The sequence below is a fragment of the Streptomyces sp. NPDC002403 genome (assembly GCF_053593015.1).
Window position 1 is genome coordinate 18,212 of record NZ_JBSFBQ010000053.1, and the last position, 18,878, is coordinate 37,089.

The 18,878-nt window shown below is 70.3% G+C and carries 17 protein-coding genes; 2 read left to right on the forward strand and 15 right to left on the reverse strand.

From position 1 onward, the window contains the following. Positions 1 to 2: 2 nt before the first annotated feature. From ACWCPY_RS35420 to ACWCPY_RS35445, 6 genes are read right to left on the reverse strand one after another with little or no spacing between them, the layout of a single operon-like run. A complete protein-coding gene (locus ACWCPY_RS35420) occupies positions 3 to 2,690 on the reverse strand; it encodes a hypothetical protein (protein ID WP_451272041.1) in 2,688 nt (895 codons plus the stop codon). Position 2,691: 1 nt separating this feature from the next. Then, positions 2,692 to 3,051 (reverse strand): hypothetical protein, encoded by a 360-nt coding sequence (locus ACWCPY_RS35425; protein ID WP_451272043.1) that lies wholly within the window; start codon positions 3,049 to 3,051, stop codon positions 2,692 to 2,694. Next, a complete protein-coding gene (locus ACWCPY_RS35430; RefSeq protein WP_451272045.1) occupies positions 3,048 to 5,729 on the reverse strand; it encodes an ATP-binding protein in 2,682 nt (893 codons plus the stop codon). The genes ACWCPY_RS35425 and ACWCPY_RS35430 overlap by 4 nt, the downstream gene beginning before the upstream one ends. Beyond that, positions 5,726 to 6,295, reverse strand: coding sequence for a hypothetical protein (locus ACWCPY_RS35435; RefSeq protein ID WP_451272047.1), 570 nt, complete (start codon positions 6,293 to 6,295; stop codon positions 5,726 to 5,728). Before ACWCPY_RS35435 ends, ACWCPY_RS35430 begins: the two co-directional genes overlap by 4 nt. Continuing rightward, a complete protein-coding gene (locus ACWCPY_RS35440) occupies positions 6,292 to 6,633 on the reverse strand; it encodes a hypothetical protein (RefSeq protein WP_451272049.1) in 342 nt (113 codons plus the stop codon). Before ACWCPY_RS35440 ends, ACWCPY_RS35435 begins: the two co-directional genes overlap by 4 nt. Continuing rightward, positions 6,630 to 7,565, reverse strand: coding sequence for a conjugal transfer protein (locus ACWCPY_RS35445; protein WP_451272051.1), 936 nt, complete (start codon positions 7,563 to 7,565; stop codon positions 6,630 to 6,632). Before ACWCPY_RS35445 ends, ACWCPY_RS35440 begins: the two co-directional genes overlap by 4 nt. Before the next feature lie 738 nt (positions 7,566 to 8,303). Here ACWCPY_RS35445 and ACWCPY_RS35450 point away from each other — a divergent pair. Together ACWCPY_RS35450 and ACWCPY_RS35455 are read left to right on the forward strand one after the other, a co-directional pair. After that, positions 8,304 to 9,722, forward strand: coding sequence for a hypothetical protein (locus ACWCPY_RS35450; RefSeq protein WP_451272053.1), 1,419 nt, complete (start codon positions 8,304 to 8,306; stop codon positions 9,720 to 9,722). After that, on the forward strand, positions 9,719 to 10,480 hold the full coding sequence (locus tag ACWCPY_RS35455; RefSeq protein WP_451272055.1) for a hypothetical protein: 762 nt from the start codon (positions 9,719 to 9,721) through the stop codon (positions 10,478 to 10,480). The genes ACWCPY_RS35450 and ACWCPY_RS35455 overlap by 4 nt, the downstream gene beginning before the upstream one ends. 168 nt (positions 10,481 to 10,648) lie before the next feature. On the opposite strand, the gene ACWCPY_RS35460 is transcribed toward ACWCPY_RS35455, so the two are convergent. The 9 genes from ACWCPY_RS35460 to ACWCPY_RS35500 form a co-directional block, all read right to left on the reverse strand. Then, positions 10,649 to 12,274, reverse strand: coding sequence for a pentapeptide repeat-containing protein (locus tag ACWCPY_RS35460; protein ID WP_451272057.1), 1,626 nt, complete (start codon positions 12,272 to 12,274; stop codon positions 10,649 to 10,651). Between the two features lie 381 nt (positions 12,275 to 12,655). Then, positions 12,656 to 13,561 carry a helix-turn-helix transcriptional regulator gene (locus tag ACWCPY_RS35465; protein ID WP_451272059.1) on the reverse strand — a complete coding sequence of 302 codons (906 nt, stop codon included), beginning with the start codon at positions 13,559 to 13,561 and terminating at the stop codon, positions 12,656 to 12,658. A 109-nt stretch (positions 13,562 to 13,670) separates the two neighbouring features. Next, complete coding sequence (locus tag ACWCPY_RS35470; RefSeq protein WP_451272061.1) at positions 13,671 to 14,024, reverse strand: hypothetical protein; 354 nt, start codon at positions 14,022 to 14,024, stop codon at positions 13,671 to 13,673. Positions 14,025 to 14,110: 86 nt separating this feature from the next. Beyond that, a complete protein-coding gene (locus ACWCPY_RS35475) occupies positions 14,111 to 15,142 on the reverse strand; it encodes a phosphoadenosine phosphosulfate reductase (protein ID WP_451272063.1) in 1,032 nt (343 codons plus the stop codon). Between the two features lie 161 nt (positions 15,143 to 15,303). Then, positions 15,304 to 15,795 (reverse strand): DUF6248 family natural product biosynthesis protein, encoded by a 492-nt coding sequence (locus ACWCPY_RS35480; protein ID WP_451272065.1) that lies wholly within the window; start codon positions 15,793 to 15,795, stop codon positions 15,304 to 15,306. A gap of 210 nt (positions 15,796 to 16,005) precedes the next feature. Beyond that, complete coding sequence (locus ACWCPY_RS35485; RefSeq protein ID WP_451272067.1) at positions 16,006 to 16,851, reverse strand: DNA-processing protein DprA; 846 nt, start codon at positions 16,849 to 16,851, stop codon at positions 16,006 to 16,008. 196 nt (positions 16,852 to 17,047) lie between these two features. After that, a complete protein-coding gene (locus ACWCPY_RS35490) occupies positions 17,048 to 17,422 on the reverse strand; it encodes a single-stranded DNA-binding protein (protein WP_451272069.1) in 375 nt (124 codons plus the stop codon). 342 nt (positions 17,423 to 17,764) lie between these two features. Beyond that, positions 17,765 to 18,088 (reverse strand): hypothetical protein, encoded by a 324-nt coding sequence (locus ACWCPY_RS35495; RefSeq protein ID WP_451272071.1) that lies wholly within the window; start codon positions 18,086 to 18,088, stop codon positions 17,765 to 17,767. A gap of 57 nt (positions 18,089 to 18,145) precedes the next feature. Further along, a complete protein-coding gene (locus tag ACWCPY_RS35500; protein WP_451272073.1) occupies positions 18,146 to 18,760 on the reverse strand; it encodes a cell envelope biogenesis protein OmpA in 615 nt (204 codons plus the stop codon). Between the last annotated feature and the right edge of the window lie 118 nt (positions 18,761 to 18,878).

The following is an 18,878-nucleotide window of genomic DNA, read 5'->3' on the forward strand; positions in this document are numbered from 1 at the left end:
CTTCACTCCTCCCCACCACCCTCGGGCTGCCGCCCGCCGCGCTCACGGCGCAGCCGCTCGGCCTCGGGCGCGGTACGCCTCATCAGCTCCTGCATCCGAGCGCGCGCCTCGTCGCGTGCGGTGCTCCCCGCGCTCCCGCCACCAGGAAGCACCGGCCCCGCGCTGCGCGGCGCGGCACCAGGCCGCACAGCGCTGCCGCCCCTGAGCCGGTTCGGGGAATCCGGCGTCGCGGCCGGAGCGGCCCCGCTGGCCGTCGTCGGCCGCACCGTTTCCGGGCGCCGGACGGTGACCGGTGTTGTCGCGGTCGGGAGGCGGCGGCCGGGGAACGGGCCGCTGCCGCCACGGTCGCCGGTGCTCTCCCGCAGACCCTGGGACACATGCCGCCCCGCGTCCGCCCATGACCGGCCGTCCTCGCGCAGGGTGTTCCCCCACACCCGCACCTGCTGGCGCGCGTCCTGCGCGTAGCGTGACCCGCCCGCCCGTGCGCTGCGGACACTGACCGAGAGACCGACCGTCGCTCCGTACGCGGCCCGGCCGCCCAGGTGCACGGCGCGGTATCCACGGAAGCGGACCAGGTGGTTATGGGCGCGCGTCGACAGCAGGGTGCGGTCGTGGTCCTGGTCGTGCAGCACCTGGCCGGTGTCGCGGTCGACGATCTGCCCCTGGCCGTCGCGATAGCGGTCCGGCGGCCCGCCCGGACGACGCGGCCCGCCGCCCGGCCCGCCGATACCGTTGCCCAACGGTCCGCCGCCATCCGCATCGCCTCCGGCGGTCGCCTTCTGCCACCTGGCCAGCTGCTCCCTGTCCGGCCGGCGCCCGACCAGCAGCCAGTGACCGCCCTTCGCGCCGAGCCGTACACCCAGACCGCCCATGGCGGCCGCCGCCGTGAGCGGAGCCAGGCCACGGCCGGCCTCGGCCATGGCGTCGGAGAACAGCCCGCCGGTGTTCACCGGCATACCCGCTCCGTCGGCCAGCGAGGTCAGCGCACCCATCAGCCGGTGCCGGGTACCGAGCATCCCGAACCGGCCGCTACCACCGGTGAAGGCGCGCAGCCCACCACCGCCGTATCCGAGCGCGGCAGGAGAGTTCATGGCAAGCGCGGCGCCCAGCTCGGAGGTGTCGCCCGGCATGTGGGTCCCGCCGACCTTGGCGTAACGCATGCGCATGGCCATACGCCGCCCGAAAGAGGCAGTGCCGGTCAGCAGCCTGCGATGACCGGCTGCGCCCGCGATGGCGAGGACATCGATCAGCAGGATCCGCTCGACCACCAGGTCGGGGCCGTGGGTGATGGTGGCGTCCACGGCGATACCGAAGAACGGCACGAACGCGCAGATCCCGACCATCGTCAGCATCGAAATGCCCCACAAGGAGAGCCACTTCCACACCGACTGCCGGGCCGGGCCGGGCAGCATCCCGGCGACGAACGTGACCCCTGCGCAGGCGGCCGCCGCGGCACAGACACCCTGAGTGCCCAGCAGCACGATGGCGCTGGACAGCAGCATGCCGCAGATGAACAGGGCGGCGATCAGCAGGAGAGCAGCGCCCCCGACCCTCCACCAGGTCGGCTTCTCGGCATAGGAGGCACAGGACTTGCCGACATCGCCGGCCTTCCCCATGTCCTTCAGGAAGGCGGAGAACTCGCGGTCCTCGTCGGTGACGATCGCCTTGGATGTGTCCAGGAGCTCACCGCCCGGGGTGAACTCCGGCAGGCCGCCGTCACCGTCTTCGGGAACACCGGTGCGGCCGCCGCCCCGCTGGCAGTACTGCTTCGCCGGGCCGTCGATCTTGCGGCAGAAGTCCACCGCGCCCTTGTGGGCGCCGGCCTTGTAGCCGCCGGTGACCCACTTCAGATGGACCGCGTAGGCCTTGCGGTCGGAGGCCTTGGCCGGGTCGAGGATCCGCCCGTACTGAAGCAGCATGTACGGCTTGACGACCAGGGCGTTGGTGATCGAGTCCTGGATCGGACGCGCTACCTCCGCCGCGGGGACAGGACGCTCACGCTCCATCTCCCCGCACTTGGCCTCCTCGCGCCCCGCCATGCCGTTACACGGTCCCCGGCTGGCGAGCTTCCCGCCCCAGTTGTAGGAGTTGACCGCCCGCTGCGCGACCTCGGCGGCAATCTGCTGGCTCTGCCCCAGCGGCCCGTCCTGCGTCAGCAGATAGTCCGGGCGTACGAACGCGGACGCGGCGAACGCCGCGATCAGCAGAGTCAGGACGATCTCGCCCAGACCACGGCCGACACGACCGCGAACGATCATGAACCCGGCGAACACGAACGCCCAGGCCAGCAACAGCCCCTTCAGCCCGAGCGTGTCGACCACCAGCGTGTTGTACGCGTCGGCGACCGTCTGCGCAGGGGCAATGAGGATCTTCAGCAGGGGAAACCGGAACGCCAGCTCGATCGCCCACCCGGCCAGCCCCACCAGCATCTGGATCAGAGTGAACAGCCCGGACAGGGCGAAGGCCAGAGCCTGAGACTTGAAGGCGAAGATGGAACCGCCCTGCGCGTTCAGCTCGTACCCGTCGACCGGCACCCCCTCGGAAGAGGTGATGTTCAACGGGGCGAGCAGGTCTCCGGTCCCGCTGCTGGTGGCCGCATACACGACTTGGCTGTTCGTCACGATGAACACGCAGGACAGCAGCAGGACGAAACCGGCCGAGCGAAGGGTGCCGCGGTCTGGACGCACCATGTCAGCGCCGCCCGGAGCCCGTGGACGTACCGCGCCGCCACACCACGAGCGCGCCCACCGCCGCCGCGGCCGGCACCACCTTCCACACCGCAGCGTCACCGCCGCCCTGCACGGGGACGGCGTCGGCGTGACCGCTGCCGCGCTCGCAGTACGCCTTGGCCGGGTCCTCCAGCAGTGCGCACGAATCCCCGTGCCCGCTGGCGGCGAAGGCCTGCCCGGTCCGTGGCCACCACGTGTCCGGCAGGTCTGTCCCCAGGACCAGGACAAGGATCCCGGCGACGGCAGCGGTCACCGTGACAAGGCTCGCGGCCCAGGCGAGGCGCCGTGACCGGCTGGGTGCGAAGAAAGAGGAGGAAGTCATCGAAGTCCTTCCGGACGATCCCCGGCGGCGTTCCCGACGGGCGGCACCGGAGCCGAAGCAGCAGGACGGCGCCCCGGGGTAGTAGTGATGGAGGAAGCGATGCGCTGGATGCGGGGGATGACGACCTTGACCCGGCCGATGTTCTGCCGCGGGCAGGCCAGCAGGAACTCGCCCTCGCGGCCCTTCTGGCCAACCGGGGACAGACCGGTGGTCACCAGCCGCAGCAGCTCCGGGTCGTTCGGATCCAGCCCGAGGAACTCCAACCCCCGGCGGGCGCGGTCGGGGTCGGTGGTACGGGCGAGCGCCCGGTAGGCCATCAACCCCCGGTCCGGGCCGAGCTCCGCCTCGTCGTGGGAAGCGACGACCGCACCGGCCCCATGCTTGCGGCCGTCGTGGAGGATCTCGTGGACCAGAGCGATGCCCTCGGCAGAGCCGGTCAGCCAATACAACTCGTCCAGCACGAACGCCGCGAACCGGCCGGGGTCCTCGAACGCGGCCTGCCGAGCGATCGCCGCGATCAGATACAGCACGGCGCGCCCGATCAGCGCTTCCAGAGGCTGCTGGTGCAGTACCTCGGGATTCTCGAACGCGGCTTTCGGCGGCAGCTTCAGCCCGGCCGTCGTGATGACGATCATGTCGGAGGCACTGGAGACATCCAGCCGTACCGGTGGCAGCGCCGGGTCGAACACCATTGCGGCGAGCCGGTTGCCCGCCACGACCCGCACGAGTCCGGCCAGGGTGGCGGCCGCGTCCTGCCGCTTGCCCGTCTGCTGCAGGGCCATCTCCTCCAGCACTTCCAGCACACGGTGCATCGAGGGGGCATCACTGACGGCGGCCTGCTCGACAGCGTGGTGAAGGACCTCGCCGTTCGTACTCATCGGACCGATGCCGAGCTGCAGCGTGAGGTAGGACAAGGCGTAGTGGCGGCCCTCCGGACCGCCGAAGCAGCGCAGCGGGTCGATGGACACCTCCGCCTGGGCGGCGTCGACGATCTGACAGCGGCCCGCGGCCGCCGTACGGGCAAACGTCGCCCACTCCCGTACCGGGGTGCGGTCGATACAGATCGCAACGCCGCCGCGCGCCCACACCGCCTCCGAGACCAGCTTCTCCAGGACGCTCTTGCCACCACCGGGGTCCCCGATGATGCCCATGGACGCGCTCGCGTCCTGCTTCGGGGCGTCGGCGACATTGATCATCACGGGGCGGGTGGTGCCGCAGTCCAGATCGAAACCGAGGAAAAGCCCGTTGGGATCGCCGACCTCCGACGCCGTGAAGGCCCCGCCCAGAGCCCAGTCCTCGGAGACCTGGTGCTGGACGAACTCCTGAAGGACACCGGGCCGGGCCGTGCCGGGAAGACCGAGGGCGAACAGCTTCTCCTGCAGCCCGACCGGACGGACCGCGCGGTAGTCCGCACCACCGAGCAGCGCGGCCAGCGCCCGGGCACGGGCATCGCAGCCGGCCGCGGTCGGCCCCCACACCGTGAGCACCGTCACCGACTGCACCTCGACCTCGACTGAGGTCCGCGACAGGCGGGCATCCAACTCGCCCAGGTCGCGGGCGGCGTCGTTCAGGGAGGCGGGCATGCCAGTGGGGCGGGTGTCGTACTGGTCGGCCTGGTCGACCAGCTCGTTCTTCTTCCGCTGCACCTGGCCGCGCGCCTTCTCCGCCGGCACCAGGCACAGATCGACCGTGTAATCGACCGGGAAATCGAGGGTCTCCAGCTGGGCGAACAGATCGGCGGCATCCCGACTGACCGAGGGAGGGCACTCCGCCAGCACCAGCTGCGCCTGGTAGCCCACCCCGGTGTCGGACTCCACCTGCAGCCAGCGCCGCCCGAGCGGCGACGAAGCCTTCAGACGCCACCAGGCCCTGCGACCCGACCGGGCGATCCCGTCGGCGCCGCCCAGGTCGTCGACGTCGTCGAGCGCCGGATCGACACCGCCCTCCTGCAGACGCACCTGACCGAGGTCGGCATAGCTGGGGGAACGCAGCACCCCGGCCCGGACCTGCCCGCCATACAGGTCGCTGGTCTCCGCCTCGGCGAGCAAGGGCTCCGGCAGACCCCGATGCAGGGCGTGCTGGATCATCCAGACGATCTCCGCCGGCCGGGCCGGCCGGAAGCAGGCGCCACCGGCGAGCGCAGACTCCACCCGGGAGGCCTGCTCGCGGTAGGAGTTCACCTCGCGCCGCTCCACGGGCGGGGCCTTCATGCCCATCACCGGCGCGATGTCCGCCCACATCGCACCGAATGACGCGGCGACCTGCCCACCAGTCATATCGGTCTGCAACGGCACCGCCAGCCACAGCGTGCGCCGGTGCATCTCCTGCCCGTCCAGCAGGTCAAGAGCAGCCTCGACGCTCTCCACCCACGGATGCGGACCCTCACCCACGCGCTGGTCGCCAGGCTCGATGCCCTCGATCATGCGCAGGGCGACCTCGCCCGGGTCGACCTGGGCGCACAGCCCGAACAGGCGCGGCGCCCCGGACAGGGAACGGACCAGATGCGTGATCTTCGCGAGCTGCTCGTCACGAACAGCGGCCGGCACGAACGTGCCCTGGACACTCTCCTCACGGTGGCCATGCGCGTCCGCGCCGGGGTGAAGACGATAGACAGCCCAGACACTGCCCTGCGTCGACCACACCAGATGCCCCGCGATATGACGGACCGGAACCCTCACCGCGCACCCCCCTGCCCAGCAAGCGCGAGCAACTGCTCAACCCCCGACACCGGACGCACCAACACCGGCTGCACCTTCGGCTCACGGCGCCGCCGCACGGACGCAGGGGACACCCGGACCCCTGTCCGCCCAGGCGCAGGCCGTTCGGCGCGGCGCGGCACGACCACCGGCACGACAGAGCAGCCGACATCCTCGACAGTGAAACCACCGACCAGGAAACGCGAAGAGCGGTCCCGAGCGGCCCGACCACGAATCCGACCACCCGGCGGCTGCCCGGCAAGCAACACCCAGCCCACAGCCGCCCGCGCAGGGGAAACCCCCTTGAACTTCGGCCGGCGTACCGCCCAGACCACCAGCAGCCAGACCACGATCGGGACCGGACCCATCCACGACCACAGCGGGATCGTCCTGACCAGAAGGAAACCCCCGAGCACCGCGACCGCGATCTGCGCAGGCGTATACGGACCGAGCGGGATCCTCCAGTCGGCGACCTTGCCCAGAACCCAGGGGTGGCGCCGGGCGGACGTGTAGTACCGGCCCACCCGGCCCGCAGCCGCCGCGCTCACAGCTGCTCCCCCACGCCGCCGGGGTACGGACGGACGAGCGGTCCGGTACCGGGCACCACGCCGGGCACGGCCGACGCACCCTGGGACGGGTTCTTCACCTCGTCCTGGAAGACGGCCGCCAGGTCCTCGCGCGAGTTGTACAGCCCCAGCGCGACCACCATGAGCAGCAGCGCGCCGATCCCCGCCTTCAGGCTGAACTTCTGGACCATGACGATGACCACGAGACAGACCAGCCCAGCCTTCAGACCCTTGGTGGCCCAGTTCCCCAGCATCTCGATCCAGCCGTCGCCGAGGTCGTTCAGCTTCCCGGCAAACACGACACCGTGCACCGCGTTCACGCCCGGCCCCCCTTCCGGACGGCCCCGGACTCAAGCGCCGCGACGTCCCACCGGCCCGACCGGGACTTGAGCCCCATCTCGTACGCCAGCGGCCACCGCCCCGCACCATCCCGGGCCTCCACCCGCACAAGGACACAGACCGTGGTGCCGTCGGCCGGAACCCGCTCGGCGGCCGCGGCCTCCTCGACAGCGAGCACCTGCTGGACCCCGACCGCGGTGTACGGAGCGGGGGACACCGGCGACAGCCGCACCCCGGGAGCGAGGTAGCGGTCCACCTCGCCGACACCTGTCAGATATGCACTGAGGAACTCCTCGACCGCGGACGCAAGGCCACCTCCGGTCGGCACGGTCACCGAGTACGGGGACTGCGGCACCCCGGCACGGCTCGGCCCAGCCACCACCCCCGGGGCACCGGTCACCGTGAACGAGTCACCGCTTTCGCCTGCGGCCACGGGCACGGCGAAGTAGCGCACCCGCCCGTCGGCGTACTGCGCAGCCACCGTCACCGCCCACTGACCCGCATCGCGCTGCGCACTGCGCACTGCGGAAACCGACGCCGGTCCCGGCTGCGCACCGGCCGTCGGGTCGGGCAGATCGACGTCCGGAGCGAGCGACTGCGCAAACCGGGCCTGCGCACTCGTGGCATCGGCGGTGCTGCTGCGCAGCCACGCGCCGATGAACAGCTGCGCATAGCCGGCCGGGTCGGTGCCGACCGCTGTCGTGCGCACAGCGGCAGGCTTGGCCGCAGGGGCGGCCACGACCGTGGTCGGGCCGGACAGCATCGCGACGCCCAGGGCGACGGGCCCGGTCGCGACCGCGCCGAGCAGGGCCAGACGAGACAGGCGCACGCGCCGCCGCATCCTCTCCAGCTCGATGCCCGCGGCCATCGGAGCAGCAGCCTGGCCATCTGAGGCCTGCTTGCCAGGAGACATGGTCAAACTCCCAGGTCAGAACGAATGTTGCTGACCTTGAGAAAACCCGGCGGTCCCGACCCGACCACCGACCATGAACCCCCGACCGTGATCACGAAGGGGACACAAACCCGTGGTCGGGCTCGTGGTCGGCCCGACCACAGCCCCGACCACACGCCGGGCACCGGACCTCGCCAGACCGACAACGACCGCTCAGGCAGCAGAACAGGAAGCCGGGCACCAGACGCCCGCAGACAGCGCCCGGAGAGAACCCGCCCGCCACCGGCGAGGGCTGCGCAGCCCCTCCAGGGTCCGGCTGGCACGGCCTGATCACGCACCGCCCTACCGAATGCGCAAGCCCGGCGCGGATGTCGCCCGGCCCTGTGCGCAGTCGTCCGCACATGCCGACTGCCCAGGCCCCCGGACCCGTTGCGCAGCCGCCTGCGCAACACCTGCCGACTCCGCTGCGCAGCACCGACTGCGCATCCCCAGACACCGCGACATCCGCACGGCCGGGGCCGACCACAGCAGCCCAATGCGCAAGTTGCCGGATCGTGACCGGTGGTCGGGGATCATGGCCGCCAGCCTGGTCGGGGGCGCCGGGTGAGCTGACGGCATGAACCTCACGCACCTCCCCGCTCCCGACGCCTCCGGCCACCTCGCCCCCGCAGGCACGCCCCGGCGCATCAGCGGCCACGCCCTCGTGATGTGCGGGGGATCCCGATGAGCCGCTTCGGGGCGGGGATCCGCCGCGGAGTGATGGCAGCGGATCAGTTCACCCAGATCGCCAACGGCCTGTTCCGCGATACCAGGCTGTCGTTCAAGGCGAAGGGGCTGTTCGGACTCATCAGCACCCATCGCACCGGCTGGCAGGTGACGGTCGCCGATCTCGTCCGCTCCGGCCCCGACGGCAGGGACGCCGTACGTACCGGCCTGAGCGAGCTGCAGAAGCACCGCTACCTCGTCCGCGAGCAGCTACGGCAGGAGAACGGGACGCTCGGCAAGACCGTCTACGCCATCACGGACCAGCCAGCCCATACCAACCCCGGTCCCCTGCAGACGGCCGGCACGGCGTTCGCCTCAGCACCAGCGGGCGAACCCGAGCCCGGCTTCGGGGCGGGGATCCGCCGCGGAGTGATGGCAGCGGATCAGTTCACCCAGATCGCCAACGGCCTGTTCCGCGATACCAGGCTGTCGTTCAAGGCGAAGGGGCTGTTCGGACTCATCAGCACCCACCGCACCAGCTGGCAGGTGACCGTCACCGACCTGGCACGCCGCAGCCGCGATGGCGAGGCCGCCGTGAAGAGCGGACTCAAGGAGCTGGGGAAGCACGGCTTCCTGCTCCGGGAACGCGAGCGCAACCCCGACGGCACCCTCGGCGCGGTCGTGTACTTCATCACCGACCTGCCCAGCCTGCAAAACAGCAGCTCACACCCGATGTCGGGTTTCCCACCGGTGGACAACCCGACATCGGATGACCGGCCCACTAAGAACACCAACAGAAAGAAGACCAACAAGCAGAACACCAGACCCCTCCGTCCACGCACCTCCGGCAACCTCACGCGCCCCCGCCACAGGACGGACCAGCCGGACGCAACGACCGAGCTCCTGGCCGACGACCTGCACCCCGGCATCAAGCTGCTGCTGGAGATCGGAAAGAGCCGGCCGGAACTCCTGCTGACCGGGAAACCGCTGACCGACCAAGGCCGCGTGGCCACCGCGATGATGGACGCCGGCTGGAGCCCCGCCCAGCTCCGCCACATCATCACCGGCCGACCCTTGCCGCACCCAGTGCTCACCTCGGTCGGCGCCATCATCGCCGCCAGGCTGCGAGCCGCCCAGGTCTACCCGCCGCCCGCCGCGCTCGAGAACATCCACCACGACCAGGCCGTGGAAGACGAGCAGCCAACACAGCCAACGACCGGCCACAGGCACACCGACTCCTCCGCCGACCGCACCGTGACCGAAGCCGTGACCTACCGGGCCCTCGTCGAATGCGCCAGCTGCGGAGTCCCCGGAACCGCCCCGGGCGAAGACCTCTGCCCGGCCTGCCTCGGCTGGCCGCCATGCCGAACATGCCACGGACCCACACCCCGGCGCGCACACCCCGACAGCGACGGCCGCTGCTTCACCTGCACCACCGCATCGGACCGCCTTCTGGAAGGAAGCACCCAGTGATCCACCGCACCTCAGCGACCGCCAGGATCGCTCAGCAGCTGGTCCCATTCGCGCGGCATCCGCAGCGCTGGGAGAGGGAACGAACCCGGGCTGTACGCGGCGGCCACGTCTGCGGCGGCGCCGGGTGCGACCCCGTACTGATCCGCGAACGGACCCCATGGGGATGGATCGACTGGACCGTCCCTGCCGACGGAAGTCTCCCCGACCGTCCCTACCGGATCGCAGTGCTCACGCCGACCGCAACACGCACCCAGCGCCTCGGCCTGCGCTGGCTGGCCAGGCGCCCCGCACGCCGGATCCAAATCGGTGCCGTGACCGTACGGACTTCCACCGTCGGCGCCGCGATCCTCACGAGCCTCGCCGCGGCCACGGCCATTCACGCAGCGCCTCTCGGCATCGTGCTGGCAGCGGCCGCCTCGGCCACGATGCTCGTGGAGCACCTGCCCCACCTTCTCGATGACCGGGCAGGGGAGAACATCCGGATAGCCGAGAACGAAGCGGCCTGCGGCTACCTACAGAGGCTCTCTGCCCTCCACACAGGCATCGTCCAAGCCGCTGCCAACAGCAGCCGATACGAGATACGGCGCGCCGCCCAGATCGGCCACCATCAGCTGTTCGACACAGCCGCGCTGCTCCGGTGCCACGACACCCTCTCGGTCTCCGCTGACCTCATTGCACGGGAACGGCTGATGCTGCAACTCGCCGTTCAGACCAGCCGGATCGCGGCATCGACGAAGAGCGACGCACCGTCCGCCTGAGCGCCCTGCCCTGGACCATCTGCCAGGGGACCACCCGAGCCGGCTCCTCTGTCGGGCAGCACGGAAGATTTCAGTGAGCGAGCCTGTGACCTGGGCGCTGAAATCTTCCGTGCGATGGCTCATGCGGGTTCGGGTGCAGCGATTGTTTCAGCGTTGGGTGGCAGTGGGTCAGCGTTTGACGCGGTTGCGGACAGCGAGGACCGCGAGGCCCAGAAGGACAGGCTCGGCCAGGCGGGAGGTCATCTCGATGTAGGTGCCGGTGGTGGTCAGGTCCTGGTCGGCGGATCGGAAGACCACCGAGTTGAGCGTGACGTTCAGGGCCTTGTCGAAACGCTCGCCGGTGAACCGGTTCCCCGTGGGGTTGTGCGGTTCGTCCTTGTCGATCTCGAAGGTGACTGTGCCTCCGCCGGCGGGGATGGTGCCGGTCGCTTCCTGCTTCGGGGCATCCTTGGGGAGGCCGACGCTCATCAGGAGCACGATGGTGACGAACATGGCGGCGGCGAGCCAGCCCAGGGCCCGGGAGGCGCGCAGGCCGTAGCCGGACAGCGCCCAGTAAGCGGTCAGAAGGCCTCGCTCGCTTCGGGGGATGTCGTCGGCGTGGCGGCGCATCTCCATCTCCCCGTAATAGAAGTCGGCGGCCCCAGGCTCATGCTTGCCATCCTCGAACGCTTTGCGCAGCGCGCGATACACCGGCGCCAGTTGCAACGGCCCGACGCGCCCGGCGCCGAACACCGCCACGTTCCAGCCCCGGGCCGCCGATGGCTCGCTCGCGCGCCAGTGGTGTTCTTCGGCGAGGGTGCGGCGCTGGGTGAACCACACCGGGCGCCAGCCCCGCCAATGCACTGCGGGCGGGACCGTGCCGAAGATGCAGGCGCCCTCCAGCCGCAGCTGGTCCAGATGAACGGTGCCAGTGAACAGGCACTCCGACAGGTCGACGTTGGCGAGCACCAGATGGGCCGCGTCCACCCCGCGCAGCGAGGCCATCCGCACCGTGGCGTCGGGCATGCTGGCAAGAGCCTGCTCTTCCACCGGCTGTCCGTCGGGGAGCACGAACGGGTCGGCCTCCGCAGCGATCGTGAGCGGGTATTCGAAGACCGCGTGGGCAAAGTCCGCTGTGGCGTAGCGTAGACGCAACTCGGCTGTTGATGACCAGTGAGTTCGCCGGCACTCCAGGCGGCGCGCGGCGAGCGAGAGGGTCGCAGGGCCACTGAACACCGCCCCGGCCAACGTCACCCGCCCGCCACACACCAACGGTCCGAGGTTGACCGACTGCTCGAAGGCCGCGTGGTTGAACTGGGCATCGCCTCGGAAGGTCGCCGACTCGAACCAGGGGTCGCGCTTGAAGGTCGCCTTCGTGAACCATGCGTCGCCCTGGAAGGTCGCCGACCGGAACCAGGCGACGTTCTGGAAGGTCGCCGCGCCGAACGAGGCGTCGCTCTGGAAGGTCGCCCACCCGAACCGGGCGTCGCTCTGGAAGGTCGCCGACTCGAACCGGGCGTTGCCGTGGAAGGTCGCCGACCGGAACCAGGCGTTGCCGTGAAAGGTCGCCGACTCGAACCGGGCGTTGCCGAGGTGGGGGTATCCCGTGGCTGGATCGCAGAGAGCGTCGAGGAGGGCATTGAGAAGGGGTTCGGTGAAGGGGGTGCCGCGGTGGTCAATGTGGGTGCCGGGGGTCAGGCCGGCCAGGTAGGCGTTGCGGTCGGCATCGGCCAGGTGGGCGAGACATGTGGGGTGGCCGGGAACCTGGAATACCGCGGCAGCCGATGGGGTCCTCCGGTGTAGTGCCGTGGCCACAGTGCGGCCAGTCAGGCGGAGTCGGGGACGGTTCAGGGCTCGGGTGTGGCATACCCGAAGGACGATCGAGCACGGTCGATGGTTGCTGAGCTCGACTCCGACACGGTCAGCACTGAAATCTTCGCTGTGGCACTGAAGGACGTACGGCTGTTCGTCGTCCGGCGCACGCCCTTCAACCGGCACGGGCAGGCTGCCGCGGCCCGGGTCCTTGAAATGAAGATGGCCGGTGCCGCGAAGCCGTGTGGCTTCGCGGCGGAGAGGTGGCTGGCCTCTCCATACCGGCCATCGTGCGGCGTCTGGCCCGCCGGGAGTTCGTCGATCCCTAAAACCAGAAGCCGCGGTCCTACGGTATCCCTCCTGCCGCGCGGTTACGCGCTGCAGTCAGGACGTCGAGGAGCGGCGCTCGGCCAGCTCCTGGAGGCGGGTGCGCTTCCAGCGCTGCTGACGGGGACGGCCGGCGCTGCCTCGGCGGTACTCGTATCCGTCGGGCTGCTCCAGGTCGGGCAGGTGCCCGTGTGCCAGCGTGCTGAGGAAGTTGTCGGTGCTGCTGTATCCGAGGATCCGGGCCGCCTCCGCCGCGTCGACCAGGTCCTCGCTTTCGTCCTGGCCGGCGGGCGGCAGGACCCCGCGTTCACGGGCTGCCGCGACGACGGTGGCCCGGCGCCACTTCTTGCGTGCCTGGCCGCGGCCGCCCTGCTCCTTCTCCCGGGCATCCGGCTCAGGAAGCTCGGGGATACGCCCCTGGTAGAGGGCGCTGGAGAAGGAAGCGGTGCTGCCGTAGCCGAGCAGGGACGCGACCTCGGCCGTGCCCAGCAGCTCGTCGGGGTCACCCTCGGCCGACACCTGGGGCAGCGCAGCAGCCGGGGAGGATCCGCGGCGGCCCTTGCCGGGCCGGCTGCTGATCCAGGCGACGATCGTTCCGCGCCGCCACATCGGGCCGTCGATGTCCGAGTCGGGCTCGGGGAAGTAACCGGGCCTGTCGCGGACATAGCCGTCGATGGTCGAGGTTCGGGTGTACCCGAGGAGCTTCGCTACCTCCCGCTTGGTCAGCAGCTCGTCCTGGTCCGCGTCGAGCACCGATGCCGGCAGCGTGCGCTTCTTCGGGGCGCGCTGTGCGAAGAACTGGGCGACCTCGGCGTGACGCCAGAACCGCTTCCGCCCCTCGGTGCGCGCGACCGCGGGGAAGCCGCTGTCCGGGGTATTGCTCCACTCGCTGATCCGGGGCTTGCTCGTGCCGAACTCGGACACGATCTCAGCGGTGTCCACGAGCCGTTCGGCCTGAGACATCACAACCCCTTTGGAGACATCAGAAAGACGGTGCCGGCGCCCGGCCAGGTGCGACATGTTCGATAATGCCAAAGTGGGTGGGGGTGTGTCCAGTCGCCGAAGGACCGATCTACCGCAATTCCTCCGGAAGGAGGCAGGCGCCGAACAGAGCGGCCCGCTCCTCCAGCTCCGAGTACGCAATCGCGGCCGGCGCAGCCTCCCACGTGGCAAAAGCCAGCGTGGAGACCGCCTCACCACGGGTCATCCCCATCTCCCACGGCACGCCTGCAACGGCACACCGCTTGGCGAGCTCTTGGTCGGACAGCCCTGTAGCTTCCCGGCCGACGCCGGAGCGGACGTCCGCGACTCCTTCGCACCAGGCGCGGTGGCCCGTGGCGAGCAGGTCCTGCAGCGATTCCCGATCGCTCAGGTCCTGGGCGCGGGAGGCGAGGCCGAGAAGCAGGGCGGTGGGGTTGGTGTCCATGGTCATATCTCCTTCATTTCACTGTAGGGCGGTGGCGGTGTGTGCCGGGCCGAGTCCGGACGGACCCGGCCCGGCACACAGGAACATCAGCTGCGGACGGCGCATCCGTTACACGGTGCGCGGCCACCACGGAGCGCCAGCCCGGGTTTCTTGCGCGGCTCCCTCTTCAGTGCCGTACGCACCTGCTGCTGCAACGCGTTGAACTCCGGGCCGTCGTCGGCACAGACAACGCCGGGATCCGGAGCCCCGCAGGCCTCGGCGCGCCGGATCAGGTCGGTGATACGCCAGTCCGCACGGAAGCTGTCGCCCCGCACCTGCTCGACCTCGGCATACAGAGCGGCCAGCCGCGGCCGCCGAATGAGAGAAAGCAGCACATCCCGGCGAGAGGCGAAGACACACAACGAGCAGGAACATCGGGAGGTCCCGGCCCAGTCGGCAGCACCAGGTACAGAGTCGTACGTCCAGCAGTACGGTACCGGCGCGCCGACGTGCCATTCCCTTACCGCTGCGGTCGGCCACTCCTTGACCGGCAGCCACTCGTCGACAACCCGAGCTCCATTGGCCTGCACCCTGCGGAAAGCCGCGCGCTTCCTGCGATCGGGCCCCTCGTCGCTGCGCAGACCCATGACCTTCAGGATCCGTACGGGGCGCCCGAGTTCGCGGCGCAGATTTCTGACCAGTGGAGTCCAGGCGCTGGAGATCACGCTCTCCTTCGCGTGCTTGCGGCAGTACGGACTGCCCATCCGGGGGAAACGGCCGTACGCCGCGATCTCGGTCAGCAGGCTGTGCGGTACCGGGGTGCCGTTAGGGCCCGGCATCGTGCGGGCGACCTCCACGTGACGGTCGGCCGGCACTCCGAAGGTGCTGCTCTGCAGCGCGGCGAGTTCGGACACCCCCGGGTACCGGATGCCGTCGATGACCACGGCCGGCCACTCCAGGACACCGAGGCTGGCGTGGTACGAGACGACCCGGTCGGTTACGCCGTGGGCCTGGGCAGCTTCCATGAACTCGGCCATCATTACCGCGCTGTCCTTGCCCCCGGAAAGCTGGGGAGCGAGAAGGTCGTACGAAGTCAGGTCAGGCGTGGTGGCCGGGGGCTTGAGAAGGGAGGAGGACATGGCAGCTCCTATGCGAGGAGAAGCGGACAAGAAGACTGGGCGTGCGGGACCGGCGGGCGGTCCGTGCGCTGCTTTTGGGGCTGGGACGACGACGGGGCAGCAGAGGGCCTTGGACTTGGTCCTTCCGCCCCGCCGACCCGCGGAGGGCGTAGCCGGTGCCGCTACAGGCGGGCGCTGGCGAAGAGGGTCAGCTGGCCTTCCGAAACCCCCGGGCAGCTGGAGGGCAAAAGACGCTGTTGTCCCAGCGGCACTTCCTCGCGAGCCGTGTCGAGGGACGGCTCGACGGCTGCAGAGTGCTTGCAGGGACAGATCCACCGGCAGGGATGCTGCGCCGGGCCGTACTGGATCATTGCAACGACAAAGCCGCTGCGGTCCGTGATGGTTCCGGCATCCTCGTCGGGTCGGGGGCCGTTGGCGCTGGAGCACTGGGTGTGGTGACCCGTGGCGCAGGGATGGCAGGTTCCGCGCTCGCACGAGCACCAGCGGAAGAACCCGCGGGGGTAGGCGTCCTCGATGCGGCGCAACCCCTTGGTCCAGGCGTTCGCGCGGACCCATGCGGCCTCGTCGTCGGTCATCGGGGACGGTACGGAGGAGGGGACGGGGTCGAGGATGCCCATGATCGAGGCGCCAATCAGGCGGAGCAGAGTTGTCATGCGTTGTCTCCAAGTGCTGTCGGGGGGAAGGGAGTTCGTCCATCCATGTCAGGAGCCGGGGGAGGTTGGTGGTGGGGTCGAAGGTGAGGCAGGTGCCGTCGCAGCTGGTACAGCCGAAGTCCTGGCGGTGGGAGACGTGACGGTTCGTCGTTCCCTTCTCGGGATTCCAGGGCTCGGCCGGACGGCCAAGCCCTGGGGACGGCCGGGGCGTCAGAGCAGTTCGAGTGCGCGCTTGAGCCGGTTGAGGTCCGGGCATGGGACCGCGCGGCCCTCGGCGAGCAGGCGGGCGTTGCCGCTGGAGCGGAGGCTCCCGTCGGCGGGCGTGGCGAGCAGGGGGCGGTGGAGGGCGACGGCGGCCTCCGCGGTACGGGTCGCTGTGGTGTGGTCCAGGGCCTCGACGAGGATTACCGCGCGGGCGAGAGCGGCCACCAGAGCGGCACTGGCTTTGAGCGTTCTGCCGCTGGCCGCGGTGCCGGGTCGGTAGAGACTGACCACTGCGCCGCCTCGTGCCGGGATGGCACCGAGCAGCTCGTCGTGGGTGTGCGGATGAGCGTGGTCCAGACCGCGTGGCAGGACGGCCAGTGTTGCCCGCCCGATCCGGGCGGCGGCCTGGTGGGCGGCGGACTCGATACCGGCGGCGAGCGTCGCGGTGACCGTGTGCCCGGCCTCGGCGCTGGCGGAGGCGAAGACACGGGTCCGGGCGACGGCCTGGGCGGTCGCGTGGCAGTTACCGGCCACGGCCACTGGGCTGGCGGTCAGCTGCGGCAGATGATCGTGCCCGCGGACCCACAGACCGGTCGGGCAGACGGAACCGAGATCTGCCAGGGCGGTGGGCCACTGGGGATCCGAAGGAATGACGAACTGGCAGACCAGCTGCGCGGCGGCGAGTTCGTCCTCGGCCCTGTACCGGGTCAGGCGCCCGCTGGAGTCGAAACGGACACGCTGCTCCCAGACCTCTGCGGCGGAGCACCGGGAGAGGTCGGCGGTGAGCTGGGCGGGGGAGAAGTGGGCGGTGAGCGCGGCGCGGGCGGCGCGTTCGGACAGGGCGGTGGGCACGGCGAACCTCCGTGACGGGTCGCGGCCGGCGGACATACCGGTGCCGCGAAGAGGGCGGTGAGTTCGAGAGAGGGCGGTCAGCGGCCGGTCGTGGGCGCGGCGACACTGGAACTGCTCGGGGCGGGCCACGGCCAGCGGCTGTCCATTGCCGGGTGTGCCGGTCCGCTGCGAGGCGCAGCGGACCGGGGCACTGTGGTCAGGTGCTGACGGGAGCGAGCCCGGTGAGAACAGCGGGCAAGGTGTCGTCGATGTAGGCGACGTGGTGGGCGAGGTCCACGCCGACCTGCGCGGAGTCGAGGTGAAGTCGGTTGCCGCGCAGGGCCAGGTGACCGGTGACGATCACGTGCACGGCGTCGGTGAGGCATTCGGCGACGTGCCGGGCCAGGGGGCCGATGACGGTGCAGATGACCGGCACTGGTTCTCCGTCGTGCCACTGGCGGCGCGAGCGGTCGAATTCGCGGGGCACCTGCATGACGGTGAACCGGGCGGCAGGCGTGCCGCGTTCGGTGTGGCGCAGATGCACGGTTCCGTGGATGCGGCCGCGTACGGCGGCGGGGGTCTCTCCGCTCATGGCGGTACTCCTCGGTGTGACGAACAGGGCGGTGGGTGCCCAGAAGCCATCCAGGCATGTTTCATAATACGTAAACGATGGGTCGGCGTCACCCTCTTTCTCCTGGGCGGCGAAATCGCCCACCCCGCTCAGACCAGCCGCAGACACACCGACGTTCCCGGCTGTCCTCTCCGGCGGGCGGGCCTGCCGCCGGCCCACGTACTCGGCAGGCCTGGTGCCTTGCGGCGGGCTGTGCAAGGGGTGCTCTGCTGACATCCCGGGGCCCTCGGCTGGCTGCCGTCCCGGACGATTCCCGCGGGGCACCCCAGCAGAGTTCAGCGACGCGCCCAGCTGCCGGAAGTCCTATGCCTTCTCGCTGTCGTCGAATACGACAGTGTCTTCAACTACGACACGCAGCGGTACCGTGCCGTCAGGCCGGACAAGCCGCTGCGCGGCGCTGTCGAGGTGGACGGACACCCTGAAAGCGCCGCCCTGGTGGTCGAGGTAGGCGAACACCAGGACGCCGCCGACCTCCGCGCATGGCGGGTCTTCGTGCGTTGCCGGGCGGAACACGGCGCTGCGGTTGGCCTGGGAGCAGGTGATTGCGTCGGGGAACCGGTAGCCGAGCGCGGCGGACCCGCAGTAGCGATATGCCGTGGCGGGCGGTGTGTTCTGGGTGGGGGGCATGGTGGGCCTTTCTGTCGGGCAGGGCGGAAGGAAGCACGGGCGGTGCACCAGACTGAGTCAAGGCTCCAGATCGAGGGCGGCGCGCAGCAGTGCGAGCAGCGAGGCATGGCCTGGGGGCAGGGCAGCCTCCCGGAGGACTCTTTTGCGCAGGATGGGCGCGTTCAGACTGATCCCGACCGGAGCGACTGTGCTGGGATGCGGGGCCAGTCGGTAGTGCCGGGCGGAGATCATCCAGGACTCGTACCGATCGGCCGGCCGTCCGCTGCGGGCGGAGTGGCCCTTGTCCGGGGCCTGTACGGGACAAGGGCAGGAAGGGTCGGGGCAGGGGCGGCTTGCTGGGTGGGCGGTGAGCACCGAGCGGGTGCGGTACTGCATGGCGGTGCCGTTGAGCATCGGGCAGTGTGCGACGGCGTAGGGCTGGCACTCCGGGTGCAGCGCGGGTTCGGGTGAGTAGCCCTGCTCCTGGTCGGTGGGGCGGACGATGACGAAGAACCGTTCCTCAAGGGGCTGGGAACAGATCTGGCACAGACGTTGGAGGAAGGCGAGGCGGGCACGGTCGGCGTCCAGGCTGCCGAATGCGGCGTGCCCGTTGTGGATCAGGGAAATCCATGGCACGACCAGACCGCCGGCCAGTGGCCGGGCGAGACAGCGCACGGGGATCGCGGGGCTCATCTGAGTCAGATCCTTTCGCAGGGTTTCGGTGGGGCCGGGGACAGCGCTCCGAGCGCTGTCCCCGGCCCCGGGCCAGCCCTGGGGCGGCCGGACGGGAACCGGCTGCCGGATGACGGAG

What these genes read in the sequence shown, in the direction of transcription:
- ACWCPY_RS35420 (WP_451272041.1), bottom strand. Translation starts at nt 2,690, where the DNA reads ATGGTGCGTCCAGACCGCGGCACCCTTCGCTCGGCCGGTTTCGTCCTG.
- ACWCPY_RS35425 (WP_451272043.1), bottom strand. Translation starts at nt 3,051, where the DNA reads ATGACTTCCTCCTCTTTCTTCGCACCCAGCCGGTCACGGCGCCTCGCC.
- ACWCPY_RS35445 (WP_451272051.1), bottom strand. Translation starts at nt 7,565, where the DNA reads ATGTCTCCTGGCAAGCAGGCCTCAGATGGCCAGGCTGCTGCTCCGATG.
- ACWCPY_RS35450 (WP_451272053.1), top strand. Translation starts at nt 8,304, where the DNA reads ATGGCAGCGGATCAGTTCACCCAGATCGCCAACGGCCTGTTCCGCGAT.
- ACWCPY_RS35465 (WP_451272059.1), bottom strand. Translation starts at nt 13,561, where the DNA reads ATGTCTCAGGCCGAACGGCTCGTGGACACCGCTGAGATCGTGTCCGAG.
- ACWCPY_RS35470 (WP_451272061.1), bottom strand. Translation starts at nt 14,024, where the DNA reads ATGGACACCAACCCCACCGCCCTGCTTCTCGGCCTCGCCTCCCGCGCC.
- ACWCPY_RS35475 (WP_451272063.1), bottom strand. Translation starts at nt 15,142, where the DNA reads ATGTCCTCCTCCCTTCTCAAGCCCCCGGCCACCACGCCTGACCTGACT.
- ACWCPY_RS35480 (WP_451272065.1), bottom strand. Translation starts at nt 15,795, where the DNA reads ATGACAACTCTGCTCCGCCTGATTGGCGCCTCGATCATGGGCATCCTC.
- ACWCPY_RS35490 (WP_451272069.1), bottom strand. Translation starts at nt 17,422, where the DNA reads ATGAGCGGAGAGACCCCCGCCGCCGTACGCGGCCGCATCCACGGAACC.
- ACWCPY_RS35495 (WP_451272071.1), bottom strand. Translation starts at nt 18,088, where the DNA reads ATGCCCCCCACCCAGAACACACCGCCCGCCACGGCATATCGCTACTGC.
- ACWCPY_RS35500 (WP_451272073.1), bottom strand. Translation starts at nt 18,760, where the DNA reads ATGAGCCCCGCGATCCCCGTGCGCTGTCTCGCCCGGCCACTGGCCGGC.